Source organism: Pseudomonas atacamensis (assembly GCF_017167965.1).
In the GTDB taxonomy this organism is placed as follows: Bacteria; Pseudomonadota; Gammaproteobacteria; order Pseudomonadales; family Pseudomonadaceae; genus Aquipseudomonas; species Aquipseudomonas atacamensis.
Genome location: NZ_CP070503.1, coordinates 3677665 through 3698200, shown reverse-complemented (window position 1 = coordinate 3698200; position 20536 = coordinate 3677665). Strand labels below are relative to the sequence as shown.

17 protein-coding genes are annotated in these 20536 nt (G+C 60.4%); 6 read left to right on the top strand and 11 right to left on the bottom strand.

All coding sequences use genetic code 11. The features are described from left to right. Positions 1-29: 29 nt before the first annotated feature. Complete coding sequence (locus JWU58_RS16705; protein ID WP_123441689.1) at positions 30-992, top strand: sensor domain-containing diguanylate cyclase; 963 nt, start codon at positions 30-32, stop codon at positions 990-992. 239 nt (positions 993-1231) lie between these two features. Here the strand turns inward: JWU58_RS16705 and JWU58_RS16700 are convergent, their stop codons facing one another. From JWU58_RS16700 to gloB, 9 genes are all read right to left on the bottom strand, one after another. After that, on the bottom strand, positions 1232-4456 hold the full coding sequence (locus JWU58_RS16700; protein ID WP_206420568.1) for a hypothetical protein: 3225 nt from the start codon (positions 4454-4456) through the stop codon (positions 1232-1234). Between the two features lie 48 nt (positions 4457-4504). Beyond that, the gene (gene fabI, locus JWU58_RS16695) at positions 4505-5299 is read right to left on the bottom strand and encodes an enoyl-ACP reductase FabI (RefSeq protein ID WP_003202751.1); all 795 of its coding nucleotides are present in this window, start codon (positions 5297-5299) and stop codon (positions 4505-4507) included. A 19-nt stretch (positions 5300-5318) separates the two neighbouring features. Next, positions 5319-6929: an ABC transporter ATP-binding protein gene (locus JWU58_RS16690; protein WP_039763245.1), complete on the bottom strand. Its 1611-nt coding sequence runs from the start codon at positions 6927-6929 to the stop codon at positions 5319-5321. 1 nt (position 6930) lies between these two features. Beyond that, the gene (locus tag JWU58_RS16685; protein ID WP_016774153.1) at positions 6931-7950 is read right to left on the bottom strand and encodes an ABC transporter permease; all 1020 of its coding nucleotides are present in this window, start codon (positions 7948-7950) and stop codon (positions 6931-6933) included. 1 nt (position 7951) lies between these two features. Then, on the bottom strand, positions 7952-9025 hold the full coding sequence (locus JWU58_RS16680) for a microcin C ABC transporter permease YejB (protein WP_016774154.1): 1074 nt from the start codon (positions 9023-9025) through the stop codon (positions 7952-7954). A gap of 4 nt (positions 9026-9029) precedes the next feature. After that, positions 9030-10871, bottom strand: a complete 1842-nt coding sequence (locus JWU58_RS16675) for an extracellular solute-binding protein (RefSeq protein WP_206420567.1) — start codon at positions 10869-10871, stop codon at positions 9030-9032. Beyond that, complete coding sequence (locus tag JWU58_RS16670) at positions 10868-12700, bottom strand: extracellular solute-binding protein (RefSeq protein WP_123441686.1); 1833 nt, start codon at positions 12698-12700, stop codon at positions 10868-10870. The genes JWU58_RS16675 and JWU58_RS16670 overlap by 4 nt, the downstream gene beginning before the upstream one ends. A 332-nt stretch (positions 12701-13032) precedes the next feature. Continuing rightward, positions 13033-14496, bottom strand: coding sequence for a transglycosylase SLT domain-containing protein (locus JWU58_RS16665; RefSeq protein ID WP_123441685.1), 1464 nt, complete (start codon positions 14494-14496; stop codon positions 13033-13035). A gap of 99 nt (positions 14497-14595) precedes the next feature. Further along, a complete protein-coding gene (gene gloB, locus JWU58_RS16660) occupies positions 14596-15363 on the bottom strand; it encodes a hydroxyacylglutathione hydrolase (protein WP_123441725.1) in 768 nt (255 codons plus the stop codon). Between the two features lie 66 nt (positions 15364-15429). Between gloB and JWU58_RS16655 the strand changes: the two genes are divergently transcribed. From JWU58_RS16655 to JWU58_RS16640, 4 genes are all read left to right on the top strand, one after another. Then, complete coding sequence (locus JWU58_RS16655; RefSeq protein WP_041480625.1) at positions 15430-16188, top strand: class I SAM-dependent methyltransferase; 759 nt, start codon at positions 15430-15432, stop codon at positions 16186-16188. Positions 16189-16278: 90 nt separating this feature from the next. After that, positions 16279-16749: a ribonuclease HI gene (gene rnhA, locus JWU58_RS16650; RefSeq protein WP_123441684.1), complete on the top strand. Its 471-nt coding sequence runs from the start codon at positions 16279-16281 to the stop codon at positions 16747-16749. A gap of 197 nt (positions 16750-16946) precedes the next feature. Further along, the gene (gene dnaQ / locus JWU58_RS16645) at positions 16947-17705 is read left to right on the top strand and encodes a DNA polymerase III subunit epsilon (protein WP_024012494.1); all 759 of its coding nucleotides are present in this window, start codon (positions 16947-16949) and stop codon (positions 17703-17705) included. Positions 17706-17997: 292 nt separating this feature from the next. Next, entirely contained in the window at positions 17998-18612 is a 615-nt protein-coding gene (locus JWU58_RS16640; protein ID WP_016774208.1) for a GNAT family N-acetyltransferase, read from the top strand. On the opposite strand, the gene JWU58_RS16635 is transcribed toward JWU58_RS16640, so the two are convergent. Continuing rightward, the gene (locus JWU58_RS16635) at positions 18578-19471 is read right to left on the bottom strand and encodes a LysR family transcriptional regulator (protein WP_123441683.1); all 894 of its coding nucleotides are present in this window, start codon (positions 19469-19471) and stop codon (positions 18578-18580) included. The two genes, JWU58_RS16640 and JWU58_RS16635, sit on opposite strands and share 35 nt — an antisense overlap. 84 nt (positions 19472-19555) lie before the next feature. Then, positions 19556-19786, bottom strand: a complete 231-nt coding sequence (locus JWU58_RS16630; RefSeq protein ID WP_016774209.1) for a hypothetical protein — start codon at positions 19784-19786, stop codon at positions 19556-19558. A gap of 183 nt (positions 19787-19969) precedes the next feature. Between JWU58_RS16630 and JWU58_RS16625 the strand changes: the two genes are divergently transcribed. Further along, on the top strand, positions 19970-20527 hold the full coding sequence (locus JWU58_RS16625) for an NADPH-dependent FMN reductase (RefSeq protein ID WP_123441682.1): 558 nt from the start codon (positions 19970-19972) through the stop codon (positions 20525-20527). Positions 20528-20536: the final 9 nt, after the last annotated feature.

Sequence of the window (20536 nt, the reverse complement as noted above, 5' to 3'; positions counted from 1 at the left end):
CAACGCATGACTGTCTACGGAGTGTGCGCATGCTGGTGCCCGGAAAGCCTGCCAATGAAGCTGCACGTATCGACGCGCTGCATGGCCTGAATCTCAATTCGGAGCCAGAGGAACGTTTCGATCGCCTTACGCGCTTGGCCAAGCGTTTGTTCAACGTGCCGATCGCTCTGGTCACGCTGGTCGACAAGGATCGCCAATGGTTCAAGTCCTGTGTGGGGCTGGATGCCACCGAGACGTCCCGCGATGTCTCGTTCTGCGGTCATGCGATTCTGCAGAACGAGCTGATGCTGGTCCCCGATGCGCTGGAAGATCTGCGCTTCCATGACAATCCGCTGGTTACCGGCGCGCCGAATATTCGCTTTTACGCCGGGTACCCACTGACCGTGCCGGACGGTAACAAAATGGGCACCTTGTGCCTGATTGATACCAAACCTCGCCATCTCGATGACGAAGAGCGCGCGCTGCTGCGTGACCTCGCGGAGATGGCCGAGCAAGAGTTGATGGCGGTGCAGATGGCGAGCATGGATGAGTTGACGCTGCTGTCCAATCGCCGTGGTTTCAAGCAACTGGCCCAGCATGCACTGGATGCGTGCGCGCGCCTGAACCGGCCGGCGACGCTGCTGTTTTTCGACCTCAACGACTTCAAGCAGATCAACGATCTGTACGGCCATGCCGAAGGCGACAGTGCGCTGAAGACCTTCGCCGATGTGTTGCGCATTGCCTTTCGTGAAAGCGACGTGGTCGGACGCCTGGGCGGCGATGAGTTTGTCGCGTTGCTGACCGGCTCCAGCCACGTTGAAACCACGCGGATCATGGCGCGGCTCAAGGAAATCCTCGAAGAGCGCAACGCCACGCTGCACCGCGGTTACGCGATTCGCTTCAGCGTCGGCCAGATCGAATACGACCCCACGCGCCACGAAACCGTTGATCGGCTGCTGGCCGATGCGGATGGCGCGATGTATGCGCACAAGCAAGCTCTGAAAGGCTGCTAGCACCGCCACCATCGCTGGCGAGCCAGCTCCCACAGACTCCCTTGAATCCCGTGGGAGCGGGCTTGCCCGCGATGGCGGTGGGTCAGGCAATTTGATGCTGGCTGATCGAATGTCTTCGCGAGCAGGCTCGCTCCCACAGGTTTCGATGGCGCGGAGAATTTTTCAGTTCAGCACCATCTCTGTGGGAGCGAGCCTGCTCGCGAAGGCGTCAGCCGATTCATCGCCGGATTCGCCAGTGCTCAGCGCTTGGGCGGGCTCAGCTTCTGGTAAAACGCCAGCCATTTCTCGTGACTGGCCGCGGCATCCTCGAGTTCGGGCATGCGCAACGCGTCTTGCAAGGCTTTCGCTTCATAAGCATCGAACAGATGCCGGACGGCGGTGCTGGCAATGGCGTTGACTCTGTTGGAGGCGAAGGTATCGGGCACGGCGGTGCGTGCCTGTTGCGCCAGTGGTGCGCCCTCAATATCGAGGCGAGTAATGAACGCCTTGCAGGTGGCGTTCAAGCGAGGCTTGGAGCCGTTTTTATAGGCTTCGTCGTCGAGGGGCAGCGTTTTCGCCGCTTCTTTCGCCACCAAGGGTTTGAGTAATGCGATGTCGATATCGCGACGCAGCACCACTTCATCTCTGCTGGTGAAAATCTCGAAGACTCTGGTTGGCCGCCCATGCAGCAGTGCCAATATGCCAAACGGCGCCGTGCCGGCCTTGGCAAGTTTGTCCGTGGCTGCCGATACTGGCCGCAGCGCGAGCAATTCCAGGGTGTTGTCTTCGAGGTCGAGCCGTTGCGCCAACGGCAACCGGCAGAACGCTTCCTTGAGAATCGCGACATGCGCGTCCTTCATATGCTTGAGGCGCGCCGCCAGCGCTGCATGAAAAGCGCTTGCCACGTTGTTCAGTCTGGGCAGCGAGGCAATCATCGATGGCAGTTGCAATTGTGCATTGCTCGATTGCCATCCCTGCATGTCACCCGTTAGCTTGCCGGCAATGTGTAATTGGCTCAGGGAATAATGTGGCCCGGTTGTATCAGCGTCCGAGGCTGGAACAAACAGTGCCTTCTCTGTCAGGTGAGGGGAATCAGCGAAGATCTTGCGCAGATCCGCGAGGGCAATAGTGGCGGGGGTGGGCGGTGACGACTGGAAGGCCCGGCGGTAAAAATCGTAAATCAGACGATTGTGGTTGCGAAAGAGCAGATCGGCTTGCTTGAGCGTGGCGGCGTCATAGACCGTGACTTGAAAGTCGGCATCGCGCTGGATCAGCCCTCGTGCAACCGCCCAGTCCACTACGACCGAGGCACACGGCTCCTCGCGCAGAAACTTGTAGAAATCAGCCGGCGCCGGGCCTTTCGTCAGCTCGCGCAATTGCTCGTAGGTCATCAAGCGCGCCGCGCCCGGCAGGCGTCTTTCGATATACAGCACGACCTGTTTCAGCCTCACCCAGCGCAGGCAACTCATATAAGGCAGTGATCGAGGAATGCCCCGGATGAGAAACTCCGGCGAGATGCCGGACAATAACAGGTGGGTCGCCAATGTCTTGTTCTTGACCAATGCGAGTTGGGGTTGCCGGTCGATGAACCGGCGCACTTCGTCATAACTGTCGCCCCAGAAATCACTGCCCTCCAGGCGCTGGGCGACGATTCGGTTTATATCCTCGCCGGCGCTCGGTTCCAGGCTGAGAATCAATGCAGCGAGCAACAGCCGTTCGCGGTTGGTGGCCAGAAGGCGTTTTTTGTGAGACGGCGCTCCGAGGTTCTTCACCAACTGGTTGCCCAGCGTCCGTGCGCGCGACGTGATCAGGATACGACTGATCAGGTAGTCGGCTTTTGCCTTGAGGGTATTGAGCGGCAGATCGGTGTCGACCCCTTCACTGAGGTAGTCGATCAATGGCGGCGAGTCTTGGGGCAAAAAAGCCTGGGTGGTATCGATGATGCTCTGACGTTGCTGCGCGGTGAACCGCTCGGTCTTCGTCCAGGGTTGACCCAGCAGATACCACTGATTCATGTGCCCGGGACGCATGTGCAGATTGATCTTGTCCCATTTCGCCAGGGACAGGGCTTGCTCGACAGTTTTTGGCAACGGTAGCTCGTAGAAACGCAACATTTGCCCGAGGGTGACTTTACCGCTCGAGCGCAGGGCGCCGCCGGCTTCGCCTGCCTGAGCTTTAAGCTGGTCGCGATGAAGTTTCAGATCGGAATGCTTTTCCACCTCAGTCGTCAGGTTGACCCAGCCTTTGGCGCTGGCCGTGCCGACATGACCGGACTCGGTCACCAGCAATTGACTGTCGGCGGGTAACCCGTGCTGTTGCAAGATGGCTTGAAAATCCGCATTGGAGCTGAATATCTGCAAGCGCTCCTGGCCCAGCGCCATCTGCACCGCGAGCGTGGAATCCGGATGGGGCTCGCTGAATTCCTCGTAATCGATTCTGGCTTTGGGTGCCTTGTTCCAGCTCAAAACTTCCAGGCGTCGCCCAATATGCCGGACGTCCTCCAGATCGCCGAAGTCTTCGCGATAGCTGCGGATGGGGGTGCCGGTCTGCACGTAGTCACTGACGTACGGCAGCTCAGGCCAACTGTGCTGTCGCAGGCGTTGCGCAAGCGCTTTGGCTTGTCCCGCATCTTCCGGCAGCGCAAATTCATCGCGACGCAGCAGCTCGCCCAATTTCAGGCGCGGGCCTCTGACAGGAGCGGAAACAGAGGCCGAAGCAAGCGTTACCGGCGTATCGAGAAAGCCTCGTTGCTCGAACGGATCGCTCGCCAGCAACACCGCATCGATTCGATCGGCGATCGCCCTGAAATCCTCCAGTTGCGCGTTGCGTTCCTTTACCACAGCCGACGTGCTGTGGCCGTTCTCATCGATGGCAGCCAGACCGGTTTTCTTCAGTTCGGTGAGGATGACGCGGGCCTGAATCTGGTTTTGCGGTTCCGGGTAACCGTAGAACGCCAGCACCACTTGCCGTGGGAAGCGATACAGCGGGTTGGCGGATTTACCGCCGATATAGGGCAGGCCCAGCCCCGCAGGATCGATACGCTGGGAAATCGACAGCAGCATCGGCGCCATCTGCCACCAGCCCGAATCATCTTCCAGAGTGAACGTGCGAACATCGCTGGAGCCGTTCGAGGGTGTTTGCGCTTGCAGGGTATCGCCTTTGATTTGCAAGGTATCCAGGTCGATGTGAAAACGACTGGCCCAGTCGAGAAACTCGGGGCGTTCGAGGGCGGTCCAGTAAAGCTCCATCCATTCGCGCAGCAGGCATGGACGAGGAACCTCCAGCGTGCGCGCCGGCGTGGCGGCGGTGACCACCGGTACGGCGGTCAATTCTGCGATGAGATTGTGGATAAGCGTCTGTTCATGTACCGGTGTGTCGTTCATCTGCGCCTCCCTGGCGGCTGATAAGCATCGAGCGCCGAGTATCAAAGGCAGGGCAGGGTCGGTGGCGGTACATATGTAGTGCGGCAACCGTGCTGCAGGCATAAAAAAACCCGCCGGATCCGGCGGGTTTTTCTATTGGCTACAGGAAGATCACTCTTCGATGTTGCCCATCGCGGTGGTGTTGAAGCCGCCGTCGACGTACATGATTTCACCGCTGATGCCCGACGCCAGGTCGGAGCACAGGAAGGCGCCGGCGTTGCCGACTTCTTCGATGGTGACGTTGCGGCGCAGCGGAGTCTGCGCTTCGTTGGCAGCCAGCATCTTGCGGAAGTTCTTGATGCCGGAAGCGGCCAGGGTGCGGATCGGGCCAGCCGATACGCAGTTGACGCGGGTGCCGTCCGGACCGAGGGAACCGGCCAGGTAACGGACGCCGGCTTCCAGCGATGCCTTGGCCATGCCCATCACGTTGTAGTTCGGCATGGTGCGCTCGGCGCCCAGGTACGACAGGGTCAGCAGGCTGCCGTTGCGGCCTTTCATCATTTCGCGACCGGCTTTGGCCAGGGCCACGAAGCTGTAGGCGCTGATGTCGTGAGCGATGCGGAAACCTTCACGGGTAGTGGCTTCGGTGAAGTCGCCGTCCAGTTGGTCGCCCGGGGCGAAGCCGACGGAGTGCACGATGCAGTCCAGGCCGTCCCACTTCTTGCTCAGCTCTTCGAAGACCTTGGCGATTTCTTCATCGCTGGCCACGTCGCACGGGAAGCACAGCTCAGGGCTCGAACCCCAGCCTTGTGCGAATTCTTCGACGCGACCCTTGAGTTTGTCGTTCTGATAAGTGAAGGCAAGCTCAGCGCCCTCGCGATGCATGGCGGCAGCGATGCCGGATGCGATGGACAGCTTGCTGGCGACACCGACGATCAGTACGCGCTTACCGGCGAGAAAACCCATGTGTTGCTCCTCTTTCAGGTTATTGCGCAGTGGCTGGTGCCAGAAAAGCGGCCTCCAGCAACTGCTGTGTATACGGATGTTGGGGGGCGGCAAAAATACTTTGCGCGTCTCCCTGTTCGACCACTTGGCCATGCTTGACCACCATCAGCTGGTGGCTCAGCGCTTTGACGACAGCCAGGTCATGGCTGATGAACAAATACGTCAGGTTGTACTTGGCTTGCAGTGAACGCAACAGCTCCACCACTTGCCGCTGCACCGTGCGGTCGAGGGCCGAAGTCGGCTCGTCCAGCAGGATCAGCGCCGGTTTCAGCACCAAGGCCCGGGCAATGGCGATTCGCTGCCGTTGCCCTCCGGAAAATTCGTGGGGGTAGCGGTGCCGGGTTTCCGGATCCAGACCTACCTCCTTCAATGCCGCAATGATCGCCGCTTCCTGTTCGGTCGCGGTGCCCATCTTGTGTATCCGCAGGCCTTCGCCAACGATGTCATTGACGCACATGCGCGGGCTCAGGCTGCCAAACGGGTCCTGAAACACCACCTGCATCTCCCGCCGCAGCGGGCGAACCTCACTCTGCGTCAGGCAGTCTAGCTGCTTGCCTTCAAAGCGGATCGCGCCTTTGCTGCCGATCAGCCGCAAAATCGCCAGACCGAGGGTGGATTTGCCGGAACCGCTTTCGCCGACGATCCCCAGGGTCTGACCCTGCGGCAGGCTGAAATTGATGCCGTCCACTGCCTTGACGTAATCCACCGTGCGCTTGAGCAGGCCTTTCTTGATCGGGAACCAGACTTTGAGGTCCTCGACTTCGAGCAGCGGCGCGCCGATTTCATTGCTCGCCGGGCCGCCGCTGGGCTCCGCGCCGAGCAATTCCCGAGTGTACGGATGCTGCGGCGAACGGAACAGCTCTGCGCACGATGCCTGTTCGACGATGCAACCGCGCTGCATGACACATACGCGATGCGCAATTCTTCGCACCAGGTTCAAATCGTGACTGATCAGTAACAGCGACATGCCCAATCGAGCCTGAAGATCCTTGAGCAAATCGAGGATTTTCAGCTGAACGGTCACGTCCAGCGCGGTGGTCGGTTCGTCGGCAATCAGCAATTCCGGCTCGTTGGCCAGGGCCATGGCGATCATCACCCGCTGGCGCTGGCCGCCGGACAATTCATGGGGCAGGGCCTTGAGACGCTTGTGCGGCTCGGGAATGCCGACCATCTCCAGCAGCTCCAAAGTGCGCTTGGTCGCGACTTTGCCGCTGAGGCCCTTGTGGATGCCGAGCACTTCGTTGATCTGCTTCTCGATCGAATGCAGCGGATTGAGCGAGGTCATCGGCTCCTGAAAGATCATCGCGATGCGGTTGCCACGAATGTGGCGGATGGTCTTCTCGCTCAAATCCAGCAGGTTCTGCCCGGCGTAATTGATGCTGCCGGCCGGATGCCGCGCCATGGGGTAGGGCAGCAGGCGCAGGATTGAATGCGCCGTGACCGATTTGCCCGAGCCCGATTCACCGACCAGCGCCAGGGTTTCGCCGCGCTTGATGTCGAAGCTCACGCCCTCGACCACGCGGTGTACCCGCTCGCCGAAACCGAATTCGACGGCGAGGTCACGCACTTCGATCAGATTGTCCTGATTCATTTCACTTCCTCGGGTCGAAGGCATCGCGAGCGGACTCGCCGATGAACACCAGCAGACTCAACATCAGCGCCAGCACGGCAAACGCACTCATGCCCAGCCACGGCGCCTGCAAATTGGACTTGCCTTGCGCGACCAGTTCGCCCAGCGACGGACTGCCGGCCGGCAAGCCGAAGCCGAGGAAGTCCAGCGCGGTCAGGGTGCCGATGGCGCCGGTGAGGATGAACGGCATGAAGGTCATGGTCGAGACCATGGCGTTGGGCAGGATGTGGCGGAACATGATCGCGCCGTTCTGCATGCCCAGCGCGCGGGCGGCGCGCACGTATTCCAGATTGCGCCCGCGCAGGAACTCGGCGCGCACCACATCGACCAGGCTCATCCACGAGAACAGCAGCATGATGCCCAGCAGCCACCAGAAATTCGGCTGGACGAAACTGGCGAGGATGATCAACAGATACAGCACCGGCAGACCCGACCAGATCTCGAGAAAACGCTGCCCGGCCAGATCGACCCAGCCGCCGTAGAACCCCTGTAGCGCTCCGGCAATCACGCCGATGATCGAACTCAGCACGGTCAGCGTCAGCGCAAACAACACGGAAATGCGGAAGCCGTAGATCACCCGCGCCAACACGTCGCGGCCCTGATCGTCGGTGCCCAGCAGGTTGTCCGCCGAGGGTGGCGCCGGGGCCGGGACTTTCAGGTCGTAGTTGATGCTCTGGTAGCTGTAGGGGATCGGCGCCCAGAGAATCCACGCGTCCTTGGCCTTGAGCAGCTCACGGATGTACGGACTCTTGTAGTTGGCTTCCAGCGGGAATTCGCCGCCGAACGCGGTTTCCGGGTAGCGCTTGATCGCCGGGAAATACCAGTTGTTGTCGTAATGCACGACCAGCGGCTTGTCGTTGGCAATCAGCTCGGCGCCCAGACTCAGGCCGAACAGGATCAGAAACAGCCACAGCGACCACCAGCCACGCTTGTTGGCCTTGAACAGTTCGAAGCGTCGGCGGTTGAGAGGGGACAGGTTCATCTCAATGCTCCCGGCTGGCGAAGTCGATACGCGGATCGACAAAGGTGTAGGTCAGGTCGCCGATCAGTTTCACCACCAGCCCGAGCAGGGTGAAGATGAACAGGGTGCCGAACACCACCGGGTAATCGCGATTGATCGCCGCTTCGAAACTCATCAGGCCGAGGCCATCGAGGGAGAAAATCACTTCCACCAGCAGGGATCCGGTGAAGAAGATACCGATGAATGCCGACGGAAAACCGGCAATCACCAGCAGCATGGCGTTGCGGAACACGTGGCCGTAAAGCACGCGATGGCGGGTCAGACCCTTGGCCTTGGCGGTGACCACGTACTGTTTGTTGATCTCGTCGAGAAAGCTGTTCTTGGTCAGCAGGGTCATGGTCGCGAAGTTGCCGATCACCAGCGCCGTCACTGGCAATGCCAGGTGCCAGAAGTAATCGAGGATCTTGCCGCCCAGGCTCAGCTCATCGAAGTTGTTCGAAGTCAGCCCGCGCAGGGGGAACCAGTCCAGATAACTGCCGCCGGCAAATACCACGATCAGCAGGATCGCAAACAGGAACGCCGGGATCGCATAGCCGACGATGATCGCCGAACTGGTCCATACGTCGAAGTGACTGCCGTGCCGCGTGGCCTTGGCGATGCCCAGCGGGATCGACACCAGATACATGATCAGCGTGCTCCACAGCCCCAGCGAGATCGACACCGGCATCTTTTCCTTGATCAGGTCGATGACCTTGGCGTCGCGGAAGAAACTGTCGCCGAAATCCAGCTGCGCGTAGTTCTTGACCATGATCCACAGACGTTCCGGGGCCGATTTGTCGAACCCGTACATGTGCTCGATTTCCTTGATCAGCGCCGGGTCCAGACCCTGCGCACCACGGTAGGACGAACCGGCCACCGCGACCTCGGCACCGCCGCCGGCAATCCGGCTGGTGGCGCCTTCGAAACCTTCGAGCTTGGCGATCATCTGCTCGACCGGCCCGCCGGGCGCGGCCTGAATGATCACGAAGTTGATCAGCAGAATGCCGAACAGGGTCGGGATGATCAGCAGCAGTCGCCGAAAGATATACGCCAGCATCTGATTACTCCGTGCCCGCAGGGTCGGCTTGCAATTGGGTTTCGACTTCTACGGCAGGCTTGGCGTCAGGCTTGACCCACCAGGTGTTGATGCCGATGTCGTACTTGGGCGAGGTTTTCGGGTGGCCGATGTGGTTCCAATAAGCCACGCGCCAGCTCTTGATGTGCCAGTTCGGCACCACGTAGTAGCCCCATTGCAGCACCCGGTCCAAGGCCCGAGCGTGGGCCACCAGACTTTTGCGCGAGTCGGCGTTGATCAGGCTTTCCACCAGTTGGTCAACGGTCGGATCCTTCAGACCCATGCTGTTGCGGCTGCTCGGCTTGTCGGCGGCGGCGCTCATCCAGTATTCGCGCTGCTCGTTGCCCGGCGAATTGGACTGGGGAAAGCTGCCGACCATCATGTCGAAATCCCGCGAGCGCACGCGGTTGATGTACTGCGAGACGTCGACGCGGCGGATCACCAGATCGATGCCGAGGTCGCTGAGGTTGCGCTTGAACGGCAGCAGCACCCGTTCGAATTCGGTCTGGGCAAGAAGAAATTCGATCACCACTGGTTTGCCGGTGGCGTCGACCATTTTGTCATCGACGATTTTCCAGCCGGCCTCTTGCAGCAGTTGATACGCCTCGCGCTGCTGGGTGCGGATCATGCCGCTGGCGTCGGTCTTGGGATTTTCGAAGGCTTCGCTGAATACCTGAGCCGGCAGTTTGCTGCGGAACGGTTCGAGGATGGCCCGCTGATCGGCGTCGGGCAGGCCGGTGGCGGCCATTTCCGAGTTCTCGAAGTAACTGCGGGTGCGCACGTAGGCGCCGTTGAACAATTGCTTGTTGGTCCATTCGAAGTCGAACAGCAGCCCGAGCGCCTGACGCACGCGCACATCCTGGAATACCGGGCGGCGCAGGTTGAAGACGAAGCCCTGCATGCCGGTCGGGTTGCTGTTGGGGATCAGTTCCTTGATCAAACGGCCCTCGGTGACCGCCGGAACGTTATAGGCGCTGGCCCAGTTCTTCGCGGTCATCTCCAGCCAGTAATCGAACTGCCCGGCCTTCAGCGCTTCGAGGGCGACGGTGTTGTCGCGGTAATAGTCGGTGGTCATCGTGTCGAAGTTGTAGAAGCCACGGTTGACCGGCAAGTCCTTGCCCCAGTAATCCTTGACCCGCTCGTAACGTACCGAACGGCCAGCCTTCACTTGGGTGACCTTGTACGGGCCGCTGCCCAATGGGATTTCCAGATTGCCCTTGTTGAAGTCGCGGCTGGCCCACCAGTGTTTCGGCAGGACCGGCAACTGGCCGAGGATCAGCGGCAGCTCGCGGTTGTTGCTGTGCTTGAACTTGAACAAGACCTTCAGCGGGTCTTCGGCGATGGCTTCGGAAACGTCGTTGTAGTAGCCGCGAAACATCGGCGAGCCTTCCTTGGTCAGCGTCTCGAAGCTGAACACTACATCTTCGGCGCGCACCGGGTGGCCGTCGTGAAAGCGTGCTTCCGGGCGCAGGTAGAAACGCACCCAACTGTTGTCATCGGCTTTTTCTATCTTGCTGGCAATCAGGCCGTACTCGGTGAACGGCTCGTCGAGGCTGTGTTTGGTCAGGGTGTCGTAGATCTGGCCGATGTCATCGGCGGGCACGCCTTTGTTGATGAACGGGTTGAGGCTGTCGAAGCCGCCGAACCCGGCCTGACGAAACACGCCGCCCTTGGGCGCATCGGGATTCACATAGTCAAAATGCTTGAAATCGGCCGGGTATTTCGGCGGCTCGTTGTACAGGGTCACGGCGTGTTGCGGGGCGGCCCAGGCCAGCCCGGCGAACAGCAAGCCGACGGCCTGCATGAGCAGGGTGCGCACAGCGTTCATCGATCTTTCTCCGAAGACTTCAGCCACCACGCGCTCAGGCCCAGGGTGTAGGGCGGCGTGGTGACAAAGGCCAACCGGTTGCGGTAGGCCAGACGGTGATAATTGAGGTACCAGTTGGGAATGCTGTAGTGCTGCCAGAGCAGCACGCGATCGAGCGCCTTGCCGGCGGCGACCTGCTCGTCGCGGGTGCGCGCGGCGAGCAATTGTTCGAGCAGGTGATCGACCACCGGATGGGCGATGCCTGCGTAATTCTTGCTGCCCTTGACGTTCACCTGGCTGGAGTGGAAGTACTGCCACTGCTCAAGGCCCGGGCTCAGGGTCTGGCCGAGGGTCATCGAGATCATGTCGAAATCGAATTGGTCGAGGCGCTGTTTGTACTGGGCGCGATCAACGGTACGCAGGCGCGCGTCGATGCCGATGCTGTTGAGATTCTCGATGTACGGCTGATAAAGCCGCTCCAGGCTCGGATTGACCAGCAGCAGTTCGAAACGCAGCGGCTGGCCGTCTTTGTCTTGCAGGCGCTGGCCGTGGAGATTCCAACCGGCCTCGGCGAGCAGGGCGAGGGCTTTACGCATGGTCTCGCGCGGGATGCCACGGCCGTCGGTTTTCGGCAGGGTGAACGGCTCGGTGAACAGCCGGGCTGGCAACTGCTCCTTGTAAGGCTTGAGCATCAGCCATTCATGCCCGACCGGCAAACCCGAGGCGCTGAATTCACTGTTGGGATAGTAGCTGGTGGTGCGTTTATAGGCATCGCTGAACAGCGCGCGGTTGGTCCATTCGAAATCGAACATCAGACCCAACGCTTCGCGCGTCCTGACATCGGCGAAGGTCGCGCGGCGGCTGTTCATGAACAGGCCCTGAGTCTGGGTCGGGATCTGATGCGGGATCTGCACCTTGATCACTTCGCCACGACGTACAGCAGGGAAGTTGTAACCGTTGACCCAGTTCTTCGCCTGATGCTCGATGTAGATGTCGAACTCGCCGGCCTTGAACGCTTCGAAGGCGACATCGCTGTCGCGGTAGAACTCGACTTCCATGCGATCGAAATTGTACTTGCCGCGATTGACCGGTAAGTCCTTGCCCCAGTAATCCTTGACCCGCTCGAAAATCAGCTGCCGACCCGGCGTGACCGACGTGATGCGGTACGGCCCGCTACCCAGCGGCGGCTCGAAGGTGGTGGCTTTGAAGTCGCGGTCTTTCCAGTAATGCTGCGGCAGTACCGGCAATTCGCCCAGGCGCAGGATCAACAGCGGATTGCCCGAGCGCTTGAACACGAAACGAATTCGCTGCTTGTTGAGGATGTCGACCCGCAGCACTTCCTGCAGGGCCGTGCGATACAGCGGATGACCGTCCTTGAGCAGCGTTCGATAGGAGAACGCCACGTCGTAGGCGGTAACAGGCGCGCCGTCGTGAAAGCGCGCTTCGGGGCGCAAATTGAAGACGACCCAGCTGCGATCTTCGCTGTACTCCACCGATTGCGCGATCAACCCGTAACTCGACGCGGGTTCGTCGCCGGACGGCGAATACTGCCCGGTGCCAACCATCAGCGGCTCGTTGAGCTCGTTGATGCCGTACTGGAGAAAATTGGCGGTCGTGACCGGGCTGGTGCCCTTGAAAGTGTACGGATTGACCGTATCGAAGGTGCCGAACGCCATCACCCGCAACGTACCGCCCTTGGGCGCTTGCGGGTTGACCCAGTCGAAGTGGGTAAATCTGGCCGGGTACTTGAGCGTGCCGAACTGCGCATAACCGTGACTTTCGGTAATCGTCGCGCTTGCGGGTGAGCTCAAGGCCAGGCTGATCAGGAGCAGGGAGAGGGCACGCTTCAAGTCAGATCCGATCCAGCGGCTTGGGCTTTGTGGGCCGTACAGTAACAGCTTGTCTGGACAGGAAAAAGATGCGGGTTAATGCCGGGTTAATCGCTACACGATGTTGAGCTGATTTGTTCCTGTGGTGAGGGGATTTATCTGCGGCGAGGAGGATTTATCTGTGGCGAGGGGATTTATCCCCGCTGGGACGGCGCAGCAGTCCCCCTTCTTCAAGATGCCGAAAAAAACGGGGCCGCTGCGCACCCCAGCGGGGATAAATCCCCTCGCCACAGTGTTTCGCCTGGCACAAAGCAATCGGCAATAAAAAGCCCCTGAATTCAGGGGCTCTTCAATCAGTGCGGCTGATAAACCGTGAGCATCTGCCCAGGCTTGAGTGCCTTGCCCGCACCCGGGTTCCAGCGCTTGAGATGTTGCATCTCAACGTTGAAGCGCTTCGCCACCACGTACAGAGTGTCCCCACGCTTGACCTTGTACCGGGTCTGCTGCTTGCTCTCGTCCTTGCCTTTGCTCTTGGTATTCGCCGCGACCACGGTGTTGACCCGACCGGACTTGCGCGCCGGTACACGCTTGGTGTTGTCCTGCATGACCAGGGTCTGGCCGACCTTGAGGTTCTTGCCGGTCAGCTTGTTCCAGCGCTGCAGATCCTTGACTTCGACCTTGTTGGCCTTGGCGATGGAGCCGAGGTTGTCGCCACGCTTGACCCGATAGGCGCGTTTGAGCTGTGCCACTTCCGACGGATCGGCGCCTTCGAACACCGGTTTCAGCGAGCGCGGGCTGATCAGTTCGTCCGGGCGCATGGTCTGCAGACTCGCGGTCAGCAGTTGCGCCTTGGACGTCGGCACCAGCAGATGCTGCGGGCCGTCGATGGTGGTGCGCTGTTTGAACGCGGGGTTGAGCTGGAACAGTTCGTCTTCATCGATGTTCGCCACCGCAGCGACCTTGGACAGGTCCATGCGCTGGTTGATTTCGACGACCTGGAAGTACGGCTCGTTGGCGATCGGGTTGAGGTTGACGCCGTAGGCTTCCGGCGCCAGTACCACTTGCGACAGTGCCAGCAACTTCGGCACATAGGCCTGGGTTTCCGCCGGCAGCGGCAGGTTCCAGTAGTCGGTGGGCAGGCCGAGCTTCTCGTTGCGCTCGATCGCACGGCTGACGGTGCCTTCACCGGCGTTATAGGCCGCCAGAGCCAGCAGCCAGTCGCCGTTGAACATGTCGTGCAGGCGAGTCAGGTAATCCATCGCTGCCGTGGTCGAGGCGGTGATGTCGCGACGGCCATCATAGAAACGCGTCTGGCGCAGGTTGAAGTAGCGCCCGGTGGACGGAATGAATTGCCACAGGCCCACCGCATCGGCGCGGGAGTAGGCCATCGGGTTGTACGCGCTCTCGATCACCGGCAGCAGGGCCAGTTCCAGCGGCATGTTGCGCTCTTCGAGGCGTTCGACAATGTAATGAATGTAGAGGCTGCCGCGTTCGCCGGCATTCTCGAGAAAAGAGGGATTACTGGCGAACCACAGGCGCTGTTGCTCGATGCGCGGATTGACGCCAAGGCCTTCCTGCAACTGGAAGCCCTGGCGCATGCGTTCCCAGATGTCCTGGGGCGCCACGGGAGTGGGCTTCTCGGTCAGCCAGATCGGCTTCTGCTTGGCTCGCGCAGCAATGTTCGGCGTGTGCGTCGCTTCAGTCTGCGGAGCGTGGCTGGAGCAACCCGCCAGCGTGGCGGACACAGCCACCGCGATGGCTTGCGCCAAGCGGGTCAAAGCATCTGAATTGACGGACTTACGTATGGATGACGACATTGGCTGGAAGTAAGTTCCGGGCAAAAATGTCGGGCGATTCTAGAAAGCGCACCCCCTGCGGTCAACCATTGAGAATTTTTGTCCCGGCCGGTGCGCTTGTCAGAACTTGTCCTTCCATGCCCGCAGAGCCGCAAATACCTCGCTCGGCTCCCGGTTTTGAGCGCCTTCCCGTTCGTCCACTTTTTGTGTAACCAATGTTTCAGAAGTGCGTAAAAACGGATTGGTAAGCTTTTCCAGGGCCAAAGTCGACGGCAATGTCATCACGCCGTTCTGCCGTTGCTGGGTGACCTTTTCCAGACGGGCGGCGACTTCCGGATTGCCCGGCTCGACGGCGGCGGCAAATTTCAGATTGCTCAAGGTGTATTCGTGGGTGCAGTACACCAGCGTATCTTCCGGCAGGGCCGCAAGACGGCTGAGCGAGTGGTACATCTGCTCGGGCGTGCCTTCGAACAACCGGCCGCAACCGGCGGCGAACAGGGTGTCGCCGCAGAACAGCAGGCCATGGTGGTAATAGGCGATGTGCCCCAGGGTATGACCGGGCACCGCATAGACGTCGAAGTCCCAGCCGAGCACGCTGACGCTGTCGTTGTCCTTGAGCGCTACGTCACGCGCCGGAATGCTTTCGCTGGCCGGGCCGTAGACCTTGGCGCCGGTCGCGGCTTTCAGGCGCTCGACGCCGCCGACATGGTCATGGTGATGGTGAGTGATCAGAATATCGCTGAGCACCCAGCCCGGATGGGCCTCGAGCCAAGCCTGCACCGGGGCGGCGTCGCCTGGATCGACCACCGCACAGCGCTGGGTCTGATGATCCTGTAACAACCAGATGTAGTTGTCGGTGAACGCGGGCAGGGCACTGATCTGTATCATCGTCGGAATTCGCCAAGCGGAAAACATTGGCGCATCTTAGTAGTTCCTGGCGCGTTGGAGAATGACATGACCGATAAAGCGTTCGCTCAGGCCGATCCCGACTGGCTGGCATTGATCAGCGCCGCCCGCGAATGGCTGTCGGGGCCGCTCGGGCAATTTCTGCTGGATGAAGAGCGGCGCATGCTCGACGACGAGCTCGGCCGCTTCTTCGGCGGTTATCTTGTGCATTACGGCCCGTCCGCCGAAACCCCGCCGGCCGCGCCGCAGGTGCAGCGTAACGTGCGTCTTGGCGCGCCGTTGCCCGGGGTCGAGATCGTCTGCGAAGAGCAGGCCTGGCCGTTGAGCGAGCACGCCGCCGACGTGGTGGTGATGCAGCATGGCCTGGATTTCTGCCTTTCGCCCCACGGTTTACTGCGTGAAGCGGCGAGCAGCGTGCGCCCCGGCGGGCATCTGCTGATCATCGGCATCAACCCCTGGAGCACTTGGGGGCTGCGGCATTTCTTCGCCAATGATGCCCTGCGCAAGGCGCGCTGCATCTCCCCGTCGCGGGTCGCCGACTGGCTCAATCTGCTCGGCTTCGCGCTGGAGAAACGCCGCTTCGGGTGCTATCGTCCGCCGCTCGCGTCGCCCAAGTGGCAGAACCGTCTGGCCGGCTGGGAACGCAAGGCCGGTGACTGGCAGCTGTCCGGCGGTGGCTTCTATCTGCTGGTGGCGCGCAAGATCGTGGTGGGGCTGCGGCCATTGCGCCAGGAACGCCGCGAGCCGATGGGCAAGCTGATTCCGCTGCCGATGGCCAAGGTCAACCGCCGCCGCATCGAACCGTAAATCTTCTTTTATTTGTGGCCGGGCTTGTCCCGGCCGCGGTCATTGTCGATCCGTGATTGGCAGGACAGGCATTTTTCTGGAAAGACTGGCATGAGCGAAAGCGTGGAAAGCGTCGACACCGTAGAACTGTTCACCGACGGTGCCTGCAAGGGCAACCCCGGCCCCGGCGGCTGGGGCGCGCTGCTGGTGTGCAAGGGCGTCGAAAAGGAACTGTGGGGCGGCGAGGCCAACACCACCAACAACCGCATGGAGCTGCTCGGCGCGATCCGTGGCCTCGAAGCGCTCAAGCGCCCCTGCGACGTGCTGCTGGTCACCGACTCGCAATACGTGATGAAAGGCATCAACGAGTGGATGGCCAACTGGAAGAAGCGCGGCTGGAAAACCGCCGCGAAAGAGCCGGTGAAGAATGCCGACCTGTGGAAAGAGCTGGACGAGCAGGTCAATCGCCACAAAGTCACCTGGAAATGGGTGCGCGGGCACATTGGTCATCATGGTAACGAGCGCGCTGACCAACTGGCTAACCGTGGAGTGGATGAAGTTCGCGGTTACAAGCAGAGCTGATTTCGCTTCTGTGGCGTGACCGTTCGCGAGCAGGCTCGCTCCCACAGGGAAATGTATTCCAGGCCTTGAATTGGAATGCATTCAATGTGGGAGCGAGCCTGCTCGCGAAGGGCTCGCCACGGTCTGACTGAAACACCCCGCCGAGCGTGTTAACATCCGCGCCTTTGCCCGATTGACCCGTTGAGAGCTGAGCACTGATGGCCACCAGATCCGTTGTACTCGATACCGAAACCACCGGCATGCCGGTGACCGATGGTCACCGGATCATTGAAATCGGTTGCGTCGAACTGATCGGTCGGCGCCTGACGGGCCGGCATTTCCACGTTTACCTGCAACCGGATCGCGAAAGTGACGAAGGTGCGATCGGTGTGCACGGCATCACCAACGAATTTCTCGTCGGCAAGCCGCGCTTTGCCGAAGTCGCCGACGAGTTCTTCGAGTTCATCCAGGGCGCACAGCTGATCATCCACAACGCGGCGTTCGACGTTGGCTTCATCAACAACGAATTCGCCTTGATGGGCCAGCACGATCGCGCTGACATCACCCAGCATTGCACCATCCTCGACACCCTGATGATGGCCCGGGAACGTCACCCGGGGCAGCGCAACAGCCTCGATGCGTTGTGCAAGCGTTACGGCGTCGACAACTCCGGCCGTGAACTGCACGGCGCTTTGCTCGACTCGGAGATTCTCGCCGACGTCTATCTGACCATGACCGGCGGCCAGACCAGCCTGTCGCTGGCCGGCAACGCCTCCGATGGCAATGGCACGGGCGAGGGTGCCGACAACTCGGCTACCGAAATTCGCCGCCTGCCGGTCGATCGTCAGCCAGCACGCATCATCCGGGCGACCGAAGAAGAATTGGCGGCGCATCTGGTGCGGCTGGAAATCATCGCCAAATCGGCGGGAGCGCCGGCGTTGTGGACGCAGATTGCCGAGGCTGATGCGCAGGCCTGAAAAACCCGAAGATCAAAAGATCGCAGCCTTCGGCAGCTCTTACCGGGATTGCATTCCATAGTAGGGACCAGGAAGGCAGCGATTTTTTGCGTTTGGCGACATGGAGCCAAGTTGCCACTCTCGCCACATTCGTCGCAACCCTCTACCCTGAGTGCACTGGTCAGGTGCAAATCTGCCGCCTCAGGACACTGAGCCTCATGTACAAAGAGTTGAAATTTGCGCTGGCAATCATCCATCGCGACAGCAAGGTCGACACTGTCGGCTGCGTCAAGGAATGAGGACTTTTCCCAGTATGCAACCGGTCATGAATCCGAAATACCCAGGGTTGTCGGTGCGGGTCGCCGATGAAGGTTTTGCGCCGTATATCTGGGGCAGCGACTTCAGTTTCGAGGTGGCCGCCTATGGCGCTGCCGTGATCGGCAAGCCGGTCGAGCAGTGGCCGGTGACGCCAATCGTGCCGTACCGCAAGTGCTACGGCATCGATCCGGAAGAGTTCAGCGCCTTTCACAACGCGCCCGACAGTGCGATTTTCATGGCGTACCTGGACGACGAGCCGGTCGGTCACCTGGTGATCAGCACCAACTGGAACGGCTTTGCCCACATCGATGAACTGGCGGTGCATGCCCCGGCCCGTCGCCACGGCGTGGCCAAGGCGTTGCTCGATGTCGCGCAGTTCTGGAGTCGCAAGAAGAAGCTGCCGGGCATCATGCTCGAAACCCAGAACAACAACCTCGGCGCCTGTCGGCTGTATGAGCGCTGCGGTTATGTGATCGGCGGCATCGACCAGTTGCGCTATCGCGGCATCGATCCGCACACCGCCGAAGTCGCATTGTTCTGGTATCGCCTGTTCGATAATCCGCTGGAAAAACCACTCAGCTCGACAACATCGCCTCGGCTTGTTCCATGACGATGGTCAGCAGTGTCTGAATCGCCGCCGACGGCGCGGCATGTTTGAAGGTCAGGGCGTAGAGGCTGATCGGCACTGCCGGTGACAGCGGGCAGACGTCAAGCCCACCGGCGCGGGCGCCCAACGCGGTGAAGGGGTCGACGATCGCCAGGCCTTCGCCGGCCTCGACCATGCTGCGCATCATCTGATGGGTCTGCACGCGGGTCTGAATGCTTGGCGCCGGGCGCAAGGCCTGGAGTTTGTTTTCCAGTGCCGGGCTCAGCGGATCATGCCCTTCGAGACCGACCATGGCCTGACCGGCCAGATCTGCCAGGGATATGTATTTCTGTTTCGGTTGCAGCCAGCCGTGCGGAGCGAGCAATTGCAGCTTGCCCTGGGCCAGCGGCTGGCAATGGATATCGGGATGTTCGGGATCGTGCAGGCTCAGGCCCAGATCGCTTTCGCGCAGTAACAGGCTGCGAACGATGTCGCGAGTCGGCGCGCTGAGCAGGCTGCAAGGTGCGTCCGGCAAGCGCCGACGCAGGGTCGCAAGGCTTTGTGGCAGCAATTGTTGGGCCAGCGGCGGGGTGCCGATGATGCGCAAGGGCGGGGCGAGGTATTGCTTGAGGCTGCTGGCCAGACGCTGCACCGGTTCCAGCGCCTCATAAATGTGCGCGATTTCCACTTGCAAGGCGCGCGCTTCGGGGGTCGATTGCAGGCGCCCGCGAACGCTGGCAAACAGCATGAACCCCAACTGACTCTCGGCTTCGCGCAAACGCTCTTCGACCTCGGTCACCGGCAATTGCAGCCATTCGGCGGCGGTGCCCAGGTGACCGGTCTGCAAGAGCGCCTGAATCACTTCGATGTGGCGTAAACGCATGCGTGAAGTCCATGTTCAGCAGTGGGGTCAGAGGCTGAATCCTACCCCAAGTCCGCTCGCATGACTTCTGCTCATAACGCTGGGTTATTGAGCGACGGTTGGCTCAGGTTCGCGAATCAGGGTAATGCCTGATTGAACCAGGAGAAACTCGCTGTCACTGACCTTGTTGACCCGATCGCCAATGGCCAGTCTGTAAATGGGCTCCGAGCCAGTGGATCCGTCTGCAGACGGGTTCGATTCCTGGAATTCATGCACGGAATAAACACGGCCTTCCGCATCTCTTGCATGAAACTGACCGACGAGTACTGCTGCCATCTGCTTAGAACCTCTGGAGATAAAACGCTTGATTTGCGGCTTTGTAGACCGTCACCAAGCTCGGTAAGTTTTCCTACAGGAAAAAAATATTCGCCGCGCAGGAAAAACCAATGACCACTGGTGAAAGCGTCACTGGATCATCTATAACTAGCGACTCTTCCCACGGACCATCGAGAGTCATCCATGAGCAATGTCTACAACGTCGCTGTAGTGGTCGGTAGCCTGCGCAAAGCATCGATCAATCGCAAAGTCGCACTGGCCCTCGCCGAACTGGCGCCGGCCAATCTCAAGCTCGAGATTGTCGAAATCGGTGAGCTGCCGCTGTACAACGAAGACATCGACGGCGCTTCTCCGCCGGCAGCCTACAGCACTTTCCGTCAGAAAGTGGCGTCATCCGACGCGGTGCTGTTTGTTACCCCCGAGTACAACCGCTCGATCCCGGCACCGTTGAAGAATGCCATCGACGTCGGTTCGCGTCCTTATGGCCAGAGCGCTTGGAGCGGCAAACCCGGTGCGGTGATCAGCGTCTCGCCAGGCGCCATCGGCGGCTTCGGCGCCAACCAGCACCTGCGTCAGACGTTCGTTTTCCTCGATATTCATTGCCTGCAACAGCCGGAAGCGTATCTGGGCGGTGCGGGCACCGCGTTTGATGAAGCGGGCAAGCTGAGCGACTCGGTGAAACCGTTCCTGCAGAAATTCATCGATGCCTACGGCCAGTTCGTCGAGCAACACAAGAAATAAGCTCACCGA

Bases quoted from the DNA above. Each gene is read 5' to 3' on its own strand.
- JWU58_RS16705 (WP_123441689.1), top strand. From the start codon at position 30: ATGCTGGTGCCCGGAAAGCCTGCCAATGAAGCTGCACGTATCGACGCG.
- JWU58_RS16700 (WP_206420568.1), bottom strand. From the start codon at position 4,456: ATGCCTGCAGCACGGTTGCCGCACTACATATGTACCGCCACCGACCCT.
- fabI (WP_003202751.1), bottom strand. From the start codon at position 5,299: ATGGGTTTTCTCGCCGGTAAGCGCGTACTGATCGTCGGTGTCGCCAGC.
- JWU58_RS16690 (WP_039763245.1), bottom strand. From the start codon at position 6,929: ATGAATCAGGACAATCTGATCGAAGTGCGTGACCTCGCCGTCGAATTC.
- JWU58_RS16685 (WP_016774153.1), bottom strand. From the start codon at position 7,950: ATGAACCTGTCCCCTCTCAACCGCCGACGCTTCGAACTGTTCAAGGCC.
- JWU58_RS16680 (WP_016774154.1), bottom strand. From the start codon at position 9,025: ATGCTGGCGTATATCTTTCGGCGACTGCTGCTGATCATCCCGACCCTG.
- JWU58_RS16675 (WP_206420567.1), bottom strand. From the start codon at position 10,871: ATGAACGCTGTGCGCACCCTGCTCATGCAGGCCGTCGGCTTGCTGTTC.
- JWU58_RS16665 (WP_123441685.1), bottom strand. From the start codon at position 14,496: ATGTCGTCATCCATACGTAAGTCCGTCAATTCAGATGCTTTGACCCGC.
- gloB (WP_123441725.1), bottom strand. From the start codon at position 15,363: ATGATACAGATCAGTGCCCTGCCCGCGTTCACCGACAACTACATCTGG.
- JWU58_RS16655 (WP_041480625.1), top strand. From the start codon at position 15,430: ATGACCGATAAAGCGTTCGCTCAGGCCGATCCCGACTGGCTGGCATTG.
- rnhA (WP_123441684.1), top strand. From the start codon at position 16,279: ATGAGCGAAAGCGTGGAAAGCGTCGACACCGTAGAACTGTTCACCGAC.
- dnaQ (WP_024012494.1), top strand. From the start codon at position 16,947: ATGGCCACCAGATCCGTTGTACTCGATACCGAAACCACCGGCATGCCG.
- JWU58_RS16640 (WP_016774208.1), top strand. From the start codon at position 17,998: ATGCAACCGGTCATGAATCCGAAATACCCAGGGTTGTCGGTGCGGGTC.
- JWU58_RS16635 (WP_123441683.1), bottom strand. From the start codon at position 19,471: ATGCGTTTACGCCACATCGAAGTGATTCAGGCGCTCTTGCAGACCGGT.
- JWU58_RS16630 (WP_016774209.1), bottom strand. From the start codon at position 19,786: ATGGCAGCAGTACTCGTCGGTCAGTTTCATGCAAGAGATGCGGAAGGC.
- JWU58_RS16625 (WP_123441682.1), top strand. From the start codon at position 19,970: ATGAGCAATGTCTACAACGTCGCTGTAGTGGTCGGTAGCCTGCGCAAA.